General features: G+C 43.8%; 14 protein-coding genes. 11 read left to right on the forward strand and 3 right to left on the reverse strand.

Going from position 1 to position 12,139, the window contains the following annotated elements:
* Window positions 1-90: 90 nt before the first annotated feature.
* Complete coding sequence (locus tag FKN16_RS23190; protein ID WP_170903638.1) at window positions 91-450, reverse strand: DUF3693 domain-containing protein; 360 nt, start codon at window positions 448-450, stop codon at window positions 91-93.
* Between the two features lie 184 nt (window positions 451-634).
* Here FKN16_RS23190 and FKN16_RS23195 point away from each other — a divergent pair, with 184 nt between their 5' ends.
* The 8 genes from FKN16_RS23195 (at window position 635) to FKN16_RS23230 (ending at window position 8,322) form a co-directional block, all read left to right on the forward strand.
* A complete protein-coding gene (locus FKN16_RS23195; RefSeq protein ID WP_139059769.1) occupies window positions 635-862 on the forward strand; it encodes a hypothetical protein in 228 nt (75 codons plus the stop codon).
* Window positions 863-864: 2 nt separating this feature from the next.
* Complete coding sequence (locus FKN16_RS23200; RefSeq protein ID WP_170903639.1) at window positions 865-2,895, forward strand: replication endonuclease; 2,031 nt, start codon at window positions 865-867, stop codon at window positions 2,893-2,895.
* A gap of 83 nt (window positions 2,896-2,978) precedes the next feature.
* Entirely contained in the window at window positions 2,979-3,284 is a 306-nt protein-coding gene (locus FKN16_RS23205; protein ID WP_005389159.1) for a hypothetical protein, read from the forward strand.
* Between the two features lie 269 nt (window positions 3,285-3,553).
* Window positions 3,554-3,817 (forward strand): major coat protein, encoded by a 264-nt coding sequence (locus FKN16_RS23210; protein WP_170903640.1) that lies wholly within the window; start codon window positions 3,554-3,556, stop codon window positions 3,815-3,817.
* A gap of 77 nt (window positions 3,818-3,894) precedes the next feature.
* Complete coding sequence (locus tag FKN16_RS24630; protein ID WP_249370571.1) at window positions 3,895-5,520, forward strand: methyl-accepting chemotaxis protein; 1,626 nt, start codon at window positions 3,895-3,897, stop codon at window positions 5,518-5,520.
* Window positions 5,520-5,879, forward strand: coding sequence for a DUF5455 family protein (locus FKN16_RS23220; protein WP_024701224.1), 360 nt, complete (start codon window positions 5,520-5,522; stop codon window positions 5,877-5,879). Before FKN16_RS24630 ends, FKN16_RS23220 begins: the two co-directional genes overlap by 1 nt.
* Window positions 5,879-6,952 (forward strand): zonular occludens toxin domain-containing protein, encoded by a 1,074-nt coding sequence (locus tag FKN16_RS23225; RefSeq protein WP_170903646.1) that lies wholly within the window; start codon window positions 5,879-5,881, stop codon window positions 6,950-6,952. The genes FKN16_RS23220 and FKN16_RS23225 overlap by 1 nt, the downstream gene beginning before the upstream one ends.
* Before the next feature lie 17 nt (window positions 6,953-6,969).
* Window positions 6,970-8,322, forward strand: coding sequence for a secretin N-terminal domain-containing protein (locus FKN16_RS23230; RefSeq protein WP_170903641.1), 1,353 nt, complete (start codon window positions 6,970-6,972; stop codon window positions 8,320-8,322).
* A 39-nt stretch (window positions 8,323-8,361) separates the two neighbouring features.
* Here FKN16_RS23230 and FKN16_RS23235 read toward each other — a convergent pair whose 3' ends face one another.
* The gene (locus FKN16_RS23235; RefSeq protein WP_258459775.1) at window positions 8,362-8,988 is read right to left on the reverse strand and encodes a DUF2726 domain-containing protein; all 627 of its coding nucleotides are present in this window, start codon (window positions 8,986-8,988) and stop codon (window positions 8,362-8,364) included.
* Window positions 8,989-9,213: 225 nt separating this feature from the next.
* Here FKN16_RS23235 and FKN16_RS23240 point away from each other — a divergent pair, with 225 nt between their 5' ends.
* The 3 genes from FKN16_RS23240 to FKN16_RS23250 all read left to right on the forward strand — a co-directional run bounded on the left by FKN16_RS23240 (window position 9,214) and on the right by FKN16_RS23250 (window position 11,523).
* On the forward strand, window positions 9,214-10,005 hold the full coding sequence (locus FKN16_RS23240; protein WP_170903642.1) for a hypothetical protein: 792 nt from the start codon (window positions 9,214-9,216) through the stop codon (window positions 10,003-10,005).
* An 18-nt stretch (window positions 10,006-10,023) separates the two neighbouring features.
* On the forward strand, window positions 10,024-10,704 hold the full coding sequence (locus tag FKN16_RS23245) for a hypothetical protein (protein ID WP_170903643.1): 681 nt from the start codon (window positions 10,024-10,026) through the stop codon (window positions 10,702-10,704).
* 282 nt (window positions 10,705-10,986) lie between these two features.
* Window positions 10,987-11,523 carry a hypothetical protein gene (locus FKN16_RS23250; RefSeq protein WP_170903644.1) on the forward strand — a complete coding sequence of 179 codons (537 nt, stop codon included), beginning with the start codon at window positions 10,987-10,989 and terminating at the stop codon, window positions 11,521-11,523.
* 40 nt (window positions 11,524-11,563) lie between these two features.
* Here the strand turns inward: FKN16_RS23250 and FKN16_RS23255 are convergent, their stop codons facing one another.
* Window positions 11,564-11,929 (reverse strand): phage protein, encoded by a 366-nt coding sequence (locus tag FKN16_RS23255; protein ID WP_170903645.1) that lies wholly within the window; start codon window positions 11,927-11,929, stop codon window positions 11,564-11,566.
* Window positions 11,930-12,139 lie beyond the last annotated feature (210 nt).

Here is a 12,139-nt window from a genome sequence, read left to right on the forward strand (position 1 = left end):
TTTCTCCAAACACCTGTATGATGCTAAGTGCTTATAAGTATAGATCAGCAGACAAACAGGACATTTCTACTTTGCTGAGGACAGGACATTTTAAAATGGGATTGACAGTAATAGTGGTTCCTGTGGACTTGCAATCACTAAAGCCAATCCGGCACAAACCATTGAAATGCTTGATAATCCAAGTCCGTTATACTTTTTTGCAATGCTTTCCCACATGCTTTTTATCGCTGGATTTTCATTGCGATCAGCGTGACATCCTAGTAACGCGATCTCAGGGTCTATACCTGCGCCGTGTGCGAGAAAAACTGCTTCTTCATCAGTAAGTTGTCTAACACCTTTGCGAATTTTACTAATCTTCGGCGGGTCTAGATTCAAATCGTGCGCAACCTGCTTATCTTGTACGTAGTTTTTCGCCTTTTTGTAGGCGTTAATTAGTTCAGCTGTGTACATAAGAACCTCCATTTCTTCTCATTGTAGCCACAAAGTTGCCATAAATCGCATCTTGCAGTTGCCATTCTTCGCAACTAGGATTGCCATAAATCGCAATTAAGACCGCCTAGCTCTGGGCGTTTGCCCTTGACGCTTTCGCGCTTGGCTTTGGCGGTCGCTCTCTCAACTAGTCAAGGTGGTTGTTATGTCTCGTTCTAAATTCGTGCTTTGCCAGGACTGCTTAAAGGTTTCACTCTTTTCTGTTGCTCGTCACAACGAAGACGAAATGTGCTCTTGCGGTGGTCAATACTGCGGTTGCTCTGGTTGTGACGCTCAAGCTCAAGGCATCGTGATTTCAGATAGCGAACATGTGTTTCATGGTCTTTCTGACGATTCTATTTATCGCATGGTCGATGAACTGGATGAGGCTTAATCATGCGTGAATTAGTCTACGATATGGCATCAGGCAAACAGGAATGGATTGATTTTGTTCCTGTCAATTCTTGGGCTTCATGTGAGCACATTCCTGACAACTTATTCGACCATCGTTTTGAGTACGTCGACCATAGATTCACAACGCCTGAGGATTTCATTCCGTCGGCTGTGAAATCGGCAATGAGTACGTCAATCTACTCACACGACCTGTCAGATTTTATTGAGCGCCCTACTTCTAACCCTTGTTTGGACTTGCCGAAATCATTACACCGTAACGGCGATTTCGCTCGACACATGACACGCGCTTACACCGACATCCTGAAAACACGCAACGCGTTGGAAGCCGTTCACGCAGTTAACGAGGCTCACGACCGTTTGACTGAGCACGGCTACAGCTACGCGATGTCAGATGAGCAAATTACCAATTTAGCCAAGCGCAAATCACGCGACTTTTCTCGCGTATTAAGTGCAATTCCGCTTGAAGAATCACAAGCGCGTTTTGATAAAGCGTGTCAGCTTCTTGATTCATTAGGCTTGGCATTCTCACCTGAGCAAATTCAATACGCAGAAAACAACTGTGAGCTTTTCGCATTGGTGAACCGTGCGCTTGATGAGCATTGGCTTGTTCGTCAACTGCGCCGTAAATGTGCTTACGAGGTTGAATGTGTTGCGCGTGATTTAGCACTTGTTCAACGCCGTAAGCAAGTTTACTGCTCGGATTTTTCTCTAAACCGTCAACGTGATCGCAATACGTCTAACCGCATCGCGCTAGAAAACACGATTGCTTACGATGAGGCTGACCCGTCTAACTACTTCACACTCAGTGAGTTATCGGCTAAGTCGGTTTCTAACGCTGAGATTCGCCGCGCTGAAATGTTTGTTCGTCTGCGTGGCTTTGAGGAAATCGCTCAAGAATCGAATCACGATGCGGTGTTCTTCACGGTAACAGCTCCGTCTCGTTTTCACTCTGTTTCTAAGGGTGACATCAACCCCAAATGGCTTGAGGCTGGAAAGCCTGACGCGAAAGCGGCTCACGCTTACCTAATGGGCGTTTGGGCGAATCTTCGTAAGTCGATTGATAAAAGCAAAATCAAGGTTTACGGGATGCGCATTGTTGAGCCTCACCAAGACGGCACGCCGCATCACCACTTGTTGCTGTTCATGGAAAAATCCGCACGCAAATTTGTGACGTCTGAGTTTCGTCGTCTTGCTATGGCTGACTCGCCAGACGAAAAAGGCGCAAAGAAAGCTCGTTTCAAAGCGGAGGTTATCGACTGGTCGCAAGGTTCAGCCGTTGGTTATGTCGCTAAGTACCTGAGCAAAAACATCGACGGTCAACACATTGATTCTGACAAAGGTTCGTCTTTGTCTGGCTCAGATGCGGCGGAACGTGTCGTGACTTGGGCGCGTGTGAATCAAATTCGTCAATTTCAATTTATTGGTGGTCCATCTGTCACGGTATGGCGTGAGCTTCGTCGTCTTCGTGATGAATTCAAAGAGGACGATGCTTTGTTTACAGATTTATCTCAAGACGAACACTTTCTATTAGAAAAGGTTCGCCGCTCTGCTGATGAGGGCGACTGGAAAGCGTTTTGTTACGCAATGGGCGGTGTGTTCGTTAAGCGCAAAGACCAACCAGTAAAAGCGGAATATTCCGTTTCTACCTCTATCGAAAAACTGATTGCTTCGGGCGGTGAATACTCATCGACTCGTTACGGCGACATGGCTCAAGCGCGTTTGAATGGCTTGATGTTCCATAAGATTTTTATCGCGACTCGCTTCCGTACTTGGAAGACTGAGAACAAAGAGCAATTCATCCGTGCTCAACAAGGGATTATGTCTAATGTGGTCGATTACTTCGACGCGCTAGAACGTGAAAAAGAATACGAGCGTATGTATGACGACCTTTACGAGCAATACGAAAAGCACCTAGCGCTCTATGACGAAATGGAAGCGCTGTTGCTCACCGACCCTCAGGAAATTAATGCGTCGTGTTGGGTGGGCGCAGCCCCGCCCGACATGACGCATTAATTTCCCTTGGACTTGTGTCAATAACTGTCATTTCAATTTTCAACTAACCAACAACGTAAAAATAAGGGCAAAACACTATGAGAATGGAAGGTTTAATTCTAGATGTTTCGGACATCGTTCAAGAAACCAAAACAGACCGTAATGGCGAACAAAAGCAAAACGGCAAGCTGCGTCTCATCACGACCAACCCGACAGACACCATTGAAGTGCGTGTGTCTCCTGAGCTTTGGGAAAACGGCAAGGCTGGCGAACTGCTCAAGCGCTGTGTGGGTAATCGCATGATGTTTGATGTGGAACACAAGAAATTCAGCTTTGGTAACGATGAGGGTAAACACGTCTCTATCGACGGTTTCCACCTCTACGCCCTACCTCAGTTAAACGAAAAGTAAGGGCTAAGTCATGACCGAGACGCAATTTGCAGAGCTAATGGCTCGACTCGATAACTTTCAGTTGATGGTGTTCTTAGGCATTTGCTTCTTGTTAGTTGCGCTCGGTTGGATGGTCGGAGGGCAAAGATAAATGCTGTCAATAGAGTTCATGCTCGGCTGTTTTGGGGCAGCATTTATCCTTGGCTTCTCGATTGGTTTCCACATTCTTGGATTCAAGAAAGCGGCTGAGGTTTCAACTTCTTCATAAACAAAACATAGGAAATAAGACTATGGACAAGCAAAGCAAAGTACGCGCAGCAATGGCTAAGGCTGGCGCAGTAGTAACAACAAAACGTGCGACATTTGGTGGTGCACTTCTCATGGCTGCATCTGGTGCACATGCAGCATTGCCAGATCAGGCAGCGCAAGCATTCGCTGATTTAAGCACGTTTGTTACTGACATGCTTGCCTCTACTTGGACAATCGCTGTTCCACTAACGGTTGGTTTCATCGGCATCAAGCTATTCAAGAAAGGTGCAAACAAAGCAACGTAATTCTAACGACTGCTTTATACACCCATTGGTCAACGCCTCCGAATGGGGGCGTTATTTTTCACGAGGAATATTTACAAATGAACATTAAACAAAGCATAGCGTCACTGATTATTTTACTGGGTGTTTTGTTTAGTGCTTTTAATGTAAGCGCCGCTCAACCTACTTACAGCGCTAGCGATGTTGCCGCTTATCCTAACTGTAACTTGTCCTTGGGTAAAAGGGTTAACCCTTACTCGTATGTTTCCTGTTATGAAAATAAGTTTGTTAACTACAAAGACTTCTATACGACATCATGCTCTATAGAGAGTAGTAAATTCTCTTTGATGATTATTTGTAACACAACCAGTCCCAGTTACCCGAGGTATCACGCTGCAACGTTTCTTCATCGTACCGCTAAGTGTCCAGCAGATCATGAAAGAGTAGAAGATGGTGACGGTTACACCTGTGAGCCTATCGTTCCTGCATGTGAGTTTGGCGAAAACCCTGACGGCACTTGTATGGATGCCTGTCAGTTCAAGCAATCCATTGATGACAAACAATCACTTCACTGGTCGGCTTATGTTTATGGTGAGCAAGTGACGGGGGCATGTTATGGCGATTTTGGCGCAACCCGTTGTGAGCTTGAGCGTATTCCAAATGACACTACGCTTTGTACCGATGTCGACTCCGGTGAGTTCACTCAAAACACGCGATGTCACGGTAAGTTTCAATTCACTGGTAATCAGTGTGATGGTGGTACGCTGTTTTGGGGTAAAGATGGTCCTGACACCCCTATTATTCCCGATGATCCAATTCACGACCCTGACGACCCAACGGGCGACATCGAAGACCCTAGCGTATTGCCTGACGGCTCAACCAATACGGTTAACCCACCCGATACTGACGCGGAGCCAGAAGTCGAAGACCCTGACACGGATGAATCAACCGATAAGGGCGTTGTCAGTGCGATTAAAGGGCTTAACTCGGATGTGAACAAGGCACTTAACGCACTCAACGTCGACCTCAATCAATCGAGCGCTGATATTCAAAACCAAATCATTGCGCTCAATGCGTCGATGGTGACTAACACCCAAGCGATTCAAAAGCAGCAAATCAACGACAACAAGATTTACGAAAACACTAAGGCGCTGATTCAGCAAGCTAACGGTGACATCACGACGGCGGTCAATCGAAACACCAATTCTGTTGGTGAGGTGGTTAAGGGACTCGATGATTTGCAAACCACGAATGCTGATGGATTTGCAGAGCTATCGGATAAGCTCGACGAACTCAAGCCTTGTGAGCCCACCGAGGAAAACAACTATTGTGAAAACCCTCATGGTTTAGGTTCGGATTATGTCGGTGATGTGCTGACTCAAGCGGATAAAGCCGTGTCCGGTGCGATGAGTTCCTATGAAAAGACCGTGACCGATGCGGCTAACGATTTGATTGAGAAGAATCTGACGGCGGAATCTGAGGGGCATATTAATGCTATATCGGATTCGTTTTTGAGTGTGTTACCTAAGCCTACGCCCTGCATGAATCTATCCTTGCCTACGCTTGGCGGTGGTCGCGCTTCTATCTCTTGTGAGTTTTCGCAGAAACTCAAAATGATCATCTCAATTCTGATTTACATCTACACGATTAAGACGCTTGTTGAAATCCTGCTGACTGAGGTCACGCCTGTACCAAGTAACAAGCCAGGTTCGGGGAGATATTACTAATGATTCAGCTATTACCAATTGTCAGTACTATTGGGACGGCGCTGCGCCTCCCTGCTCTGGTTGCCTTTATCTCTCAGATAGCGACCACGTTATTTGGTTGGTTCTTCATTGCGAAAGCACGAAACGTCACGATTAACTTGGTCATTTTAACGCTGCTAATCGGTTTGACCGTAACCCTCACCTTGGCAATTTACACCCTTGCAACGGGTCTGTCTTATGTTGCGCCTCCAATGTGGTCACAAGCGGCGGGTATGTTTATCCCTAATAACGCCGTGCCTTGTGTGAGTGCGATTTACTCTGCGCGTCTGCTGCGTTGGGTGTGGGAGTGGAAGTTCTACGCGATTGTGAGGGCTGCGTAATGGCATCGGTCTACTTTGTCACGGGTAAGCTCGGCTCAGGTAAAACACTAACGGCAGTCGGTAAGATTCGTGAGGCGTTTATGCGTGGTGTGCCTGTGGCGACAAACCTCGATATCAACTTGAAAGAAATGCTTGGACGTAACAAGCGCAATACTCGCCTTTATCGTCTGCCGGACAAGCCTCAGGTAGAGGATTTGATGGTGATTGGCTCGGCAAACAAGAGCTATGACACCAAAAAAGACGGCTTGATTGTGCTCGATGAGTGCGGAACGTGGTTTAACTCGCGCACATGGAACGACAAGAATCGACAAAAGTTAATTGATCACCTTTTGCATATTCGAAAGCTTGGATGGGATGTGATTTTCATCGTTCAAGACATTTCGATTGTTGATAAGCAAGCGCGTCTCGCACTGGCTGAACACACCGTGTTTTGTCGTCGTTTAGATCGTCTTCAAGTCCCTATCATCTCGACTGCGGTATCCGTTCTGACGCTCGGTCAACTCAAGTTGAAAATGCCTAAGCTGCACGTTGGCATTGTGAAGTATGGTGACAACGCCAACTCACTTACCGTCGACAAATGGATGCTTTGGGGTACGGATTTATACAGTTCTTACGACACTAAGCAGATGTTTAGAAACAACTATGAGGACGGCGTTTATTCAGTATTGCCGCCCTACTATACCCACGGACGTTACACTGTCCCGTATACGTTGAGAAATATCATGCGCATTACAAAAATCTATCTCCGTAAATACTCTCGATTCAGTGTGTTTGCGGCAGGTGTCGCCGTCTCGTTTGCGGTGTTCACCTTAGTTGGCACGCCGAACATGTCGACGGAACCCGAAACGGCTCAAACGGCGGTGCCTCGCGAGTCATTGAGTGACTTGCTCGGCGGCTATCGAATCGAATCTTCAATGAATCCCCCAAACGTTGCTCCGTCTTTTGTGTTGGTTAAGGACGATGTGCGTCTGTCGTCATCGCAACTATACGCAAAAGGCTTTACGGCTCAATCTAACGGCTCTTGCTCCATTACAGTTAGCGGCAACGGTCAATCATTCAAAGTCATGTGCTAGGGAATAAGGTGCGCTTTATGTCATGGATAATCGCAAAACTCACAGCTTTTCTTTCAAAAAACCAAAAAGAATTTTATTGCGCCGGAGACTCACTGCTTGCGCGCTCATTACTGACCATGCGCTGTGGTAAAGTTGAGAAACAAACTACGGCTTGTTCCAACTTTTCCACATCCAGCATCGCCGCTTTATTGCTTACGTGCACCCTGCTCTGTTCCCCTTCTTTTGCTGCAAGCTCAGCGCCTTTTGAGGCAAAGAACACACCGATTGGAGACTTCGCGTCGTGGTTCTCGGTTCACACTGGTAATACGGTTGTGCTCGGTCATGGTGTCACTGGTGAGGTCAGCTTTACCGCACCGGATTTGAAAGATGAGGACTATCCTGCCTTTTTCCTTTCGGTACTTCGTGCGCATGGTTACGAGCTTACGCATGACCACGGCGTTTTTACCATCATTGCCGATGCTAACAAGGTGGAGACGTTCGAACCCTCTCAAGTGAAGCTGTACTTCTTTGAGAATGTTCGAAATACCAAGGTCGTTGATTTGATTTCCTCGATGCTTGCTGCAACTCAGAATCAAACACTGAACAACAAAGCAATTAAGAACTACAAGGTTGAGGTGCTACCGACCACAAACAGCATTATCGTGACTGGCTCTGAGAATCAATTGAAGCACATTGATGTGCTCATCAAAGGGATTGATAGACCACAAAAGCAAGTCTTTATCGAGGCGGTGATTACCGAAACTGAGCTCGGTGATTCTCAAGAAATCGGCGTGAATATGGACTTGGCACTGAGTGAGGCTGGCTTTGTTTCGCAGCCTACCGCAATTAAGAAAGCCGTTGATAACCTGTTGTTCTATGAGGGCGGTGATTTCAATGCGCTTATCAAAGCTGTATCAAAGAATCAGAATACTAAGCTCTTATCACGACCAAACATGTTCATTATGGACAGGGAGCGCGGTTATATCACGGTTGGTCAGAACGTGCCGTTCCTCACTTCATCTGAGGTAACTGACGGCGGTAATCGAGTCCAGCAAATTGAGCGTAAGGATGTGGGCGTGTCACTTGAGGTAGTACCGCATGTAATTGGTGATCATGTTGTGTTACAGATAATGCAAAAATCCGACTCGGTAACGGATTCCTCTATCGCATCCGACATCATCACCAATACGCGAACATTGCAAACAGTGGTCAAGGTTAAAGACCGCCAAACGATCTCTTTAGGTGGTTTGATCTCCCAAGAGCAACGCGACTCGGTAAGCGGTGTACCTGTCTTGATGGATGTTCCGTTGCTTGGTGCTCTATTCCGGTCAGAAAAGACCAATACGGTAGATAAAGAACTTAAAGTAACGATAAGAACCACGATACTTTGAGTTAAAAACAAAGCCGAACAATGGATGTTCGGCTCTGCTTTAGCTGTACTGTAATACGCTTTCCAATTCTCTACACTTTATTATCGTATCGCGCTCTAATACGGTTGCGATATGTGTTTTGTCATAAGAACTTCTAGCTTCAAACCGAAGCAACGGGTGGTGTCCGTGAAGTGCATTGTTTACGTATATATCTCGCTCTTGTCTCTTCTTCTGTCTATGAGATGAATCATCGAGCTCGATGACCGCCAATACTTTTGTGTCTCTATCCGTTATCACGTAGTCCATTCTTTTAGCCCAAGTTCGAGAGTTATCTTTAAAATTGGTCGGTTGAACTAACGCCATCAATGAAACTTGGCTATGAATCACGTATTCATCAGGTATAAGCTCCTGCAACACCCTATAGAATCTGCGCTCTGTCTTGGTGGCCAAGTATGTACTTTTCTTGTGAGGTACAGAATTAGCCTTATTGCCAGTCTTCGGCAGAGCTACTTCGACTATCTTTGGGTTCTTTTCTACAACTTTGGGTTCAAAAGAATGTACGCTGTTTGGTCTTCTAACCGCTGCACCTTGTTCCCATTCGTTAAGCCTACGTTTAGGTTTCTTTCCCTTCTTTGTGAATAGATACACAATACACGCTAAGGATATAAGTATCAGTAATTCAGGCACTTTCCGTTCCTCACTCATAAAAAAATGAGTGCATGGTAGCATATCGTTTTTGTTCGGTGTGTTATTGAAATCAGCTTTTATGCGCTCCCGTAATGTATTACGGGGGTAAATTCCCACTCCTTACTGACCTTGTGAGTTGATGCGAAAAATTAATGTTTTGTAGACAATATTAGCCCCATAGCTATGCATGGAATACAATAGGATTTCTAAGCATATGAGATAACTATGATGACAAGTGAAAAATCAAATAATTTAAAAGGTATTATGGAGAGTTCAGAACTTATCAATACTGAACTAGAAAAAAGATCGAAGGAACTTGAACAGATTATTGCTTCAAGTGTTGCAAGCCAAACTATTGCGCAAAAGATGAGTGCACTAAACTTAGACTCACCATCTGTTTTACAGGCTATTAATTCTGATGCATTACGTGAATACCACAATGTTTCTCAAAGCCAATTTTCAAAACAGTTAGAGGAAATGAGAAAGCACTCTCAAGTGCCTTCTATAGCAAAGTATATGGAACAAGCTGGAGCTGCCGCTCCCTTTTCTACGTCTGCCTTAGATAGGGTTGCTAGTGAATTAGAACAAGCAAATCAAAGATTACCTATGATGGATTCCTTTGTGTCTAAGGGATTTGAGTACCCTGTAGATCCAATTCCTAGAATAGATACGGATTTTATACATCAGTCACATAAGGAAAAAACTGAGCGAGAGGAGAAAGTAGTTCTTAATCTCGAAAATATGTATAAGGAGCAAAAAAAATTAATCGATTTAACAATTCAGGCTCAGAATAATGAAGCAGAAATGGCTAAACAAGCTGACCGTGATAAAAGAAGGAGTTTTGCGATAGCAATTATAAGTTTGTTGGTAGCTTTACTATCCGCCATACCCTCTTACATCGCACTAATTCGAGAGGAGCAATATGTCATTCCTTCCGAGTCATCTCAGCCTGAGGATACTGCTCCCGTTCAAAAAGATGCTGAAATTACGACGAATACTGAAACTCCAAAAAGTTAATGCTCTAGGCTTTATCATATGATTAAATACCTGATATTTTTATTTGTTACGATAGTTTTTTTCTATGCTGGAACTCAAGTCAATTCACCGCTACAAGATAACTGGATGTTCACGAAAGATTTGGTGTCGATCGTGGCGAATCTAGCAACACTATTTGGTGTTGTATTTGCTTACCAAGCTTATGGTTCGTGGAAAAAGCAAATCACTCACCCAAAGCAATACGAAAGAGATACTCAGGCTTTTAAAAACCTAACAGCTCTTCACGATAAAATTTATACCTTTGCTAATTCAAAAGCCTATGAACTGTTAGGCATTTATATTGTTGCTAAAGATATGAATGATTCAGGAGAAGAATTTTGTCATAGAAGTGAATTAGCTCGGATTCGTAGCGTTATTAATGGCTCGCAGATCGATCGCCTCTATTGGCAGTTTCTATCGGATGTAGAGCATGTACTAATATCCGATTTTGGTTCTCGAGATGAATTAGCACCTCAGATTATAGAGTATAAAAAACGCCTATTACTATATATTAAATACCTGCGTTCTTTTTCCTACAAAAAATTTCATGCCCCATATTTATATCAAGGAACTGATGGAGGGTACGGTTTGGAAGATTTAACTGATGAAGGCAGACTATACATAGAGCTTAATGAAAGCTTAGAGCGTATTAGAATCCACTTTAAAAATAAGTGGATGTGAAGGTTTATCTCGGAGCTTTTTTCGTCATTTGTTTAGTGCTCTAGCATATTTTAATACTCGCCCTGCTCTAGTCAAAACCTGTAGCGTAGTTACCAGCTGGCCTGCTGGAAGCTCTAATCTGTCATAGTTCATATGGTGCTTGCATATTATGAGTTATGATTTCTCTTGTTTTTATTTTTGTGACAACTGCTTACATATCCTTTAACAATTAATTCCCTCAAATTTATCTTCCACTGGATTATGATAACCACAAATTTAATAAGACTAATTTGCGGAAATTTAATGCAGAAACTTACTTTATTTCTACTTATAGCAACCAGTTTTTTTGCTTCAGCTAAAGACGAGTGGATATCAGCACCTGATGCTTCATGGGAGCAAAATGGAGCTGTATTAATGGCCTCCCTGTATGAAGGAGATAAGTCAGGAAGACTTTTCATCGCCCAAGCGAAGCACAATATGAACGGAGAATTAAGTATGTTTTTTACTTATGTAGATACAAGTAGAAATACATGCAACTATAGGGAACTTAAGGACACAAACAACACAAACCAACATATACTTGAAGGCACTAGGATACAAAAATTTAATGGGCAACCCATTAGAATGCTTGGATTTTGTGTTAAAGAGGATGATGAAGATTTCGCTTATATCTATTTAACTCCTGATACTGAACGAGGAAAAAGATACGTGATTAACTCGTTCATCAAAAGTAATAGAGTCTTAGTCGAATCCGATATTGCTGAAGGGTTTGACAAAATTACTGTTACAGCTCTGGGTTTTTCTAAATATTGGAATAGTGCGAATATAGAGCCGCTTTAAACCTTACAACATTAAAAGGCTCCTATATAGGAGCCTTTTTCTACATCATGTCTCTAAGTGCTCTTGCATATTTCAGCACTTGAGCGGCAGCTTCTAAATCAGTTAATGCCCCAATCTCTAACAAAGCTATTCCTGTCAAAACCTGTTGAGCTGTTACCAACTGCCCTGTTGGAAGTTCTAATCTGTCGTAATGCATTTTGAAGTGCTCCCATTGGTTTGATGGGCTTAGTTCCCTTCCCTTTGTCATTCTCATGAGCCGTTTACACTCCGGTGGAATGGTTTTCCCCTTATCCCATTCTTTGACGGTTCTCACAGTTTTTAAACAAAGTTCAGCAGCTTGTTCGACGGTTAAACCACATTCAAATTCACGAAAAATATAGTTTTTAGTCATTTCGTGATACTTCATTGAATAGTCCCTCAAAAGAGAGACATTTTATAGGACTGGCATATGCAATCGCATTCAACATAAGCAGATATAATGCGCACTGCAATTGTAGGCGCAAAGTTGTAATGTCACTTTTTAGCAAAGTTAAAATGTCTCTTTATTTAGGTTCAGCAGCTAGCCTCATTCTTATGTGAACTTATTTAAGGGACATTGGGATGTTGGTAACTATGA

The sequence above is a fragment of the Vibrio sp. 11-4(1) genome (genome assembly GCF_013048625.1).
Taxonomy (GTDB): domain Bacteria; phylum Pseudomonadota; class Gammaproteobacteria; order Enterobacterales; family Vibrionaceae; genus Vibrio; species Vibrio diabolicus.

Coding starts and splice junctions, on each gene's coding strand:
- FKN16_RS23190 (WP_170903638.1), bottom strand. CDS start 450: ATGTACACAGCTGAACTAATTAACGCCTACAAAAAGGCGAAAAACTAC.
- FKN16_RS23195 (WP_139059769.1), top strand. CDS start 635: ATGTCTCGTTCTAAATTCGTGCTTTGCCAGGACTGCTTAAAGGTTTCA.
- FKN16_RS23200 (WP_170903639.1), top strand. CDS start 865: ATGCGTGAATTAGTCTACGATATGGCATCAGGCAAACAGGAATGGATT.
- FKN16_RS23205 (WP_005389159.1), top strand. CDS start 2,979: ATGGAAGGTTTAATTCTAGATGTTTCGGACATCGTTCAAGAAACCAAA.
- FKN16_RS23210 (WP_170903640.1), top strand. CDS start 3,554: ATGGACAAGCAAAGCAAAGTACGCGCAGCAATGGCTAAGGCTGGCGCA.
- FKN16_RS24630 (WP_249370571.1), top strand. CDS start 3,895: ATGAACATTAAACAAAGCATAGCGTCACTGATTATTTTACTGGGTGTT.
- FKN16_RS23220 (WP_024701224.1), top strand. CDS start 5,520: ATGATTCAGCTATTACCAATTGTCAGTACTATTGGGACGGCGCTGCGC.
- FKN16_RS23225 (WP_170903646.1), top strand. CDS start 5,879: ATGGCATCGGTCTACTTTGTCACGGGTAAGCTCGGCTCAGGTAAAACA.
- FKN16_RS23230 (WP_170903641.1), top strand. CDS start 6,970: ATGTCATGGATAATCGCAAAACTCACAGCTTTTCTTTCAAAAAACCAA.
- FKN16_RS23240 (WP_170903642.1), top strand. CDS start 9,214: ATGATGACAAGTGAAAAATCAAATAATTTAAAAGGTATTATGGAGAGT.
- FKN16_RS23245 (WP_170903643.1), top strand. CDS start 10,024: ATGATTAAATACCTGATATTTTTATTTGTTACGATAGTTTTTTTCTAT.
- FKN16_RS23250 (WP_170903644.1), top strand. CDS start 10,987: ATGCAGAAACTTACTTTATTTCTACTTATAGCAACCAGTTTTTTTGCT.
- FKN16_RS23255 (WP_170903645.1), bottom strand. CDS start 11,929: ATGAAGTATCACGAAATGACTAAAAACTATATTTTTCGTGAATTTGAA.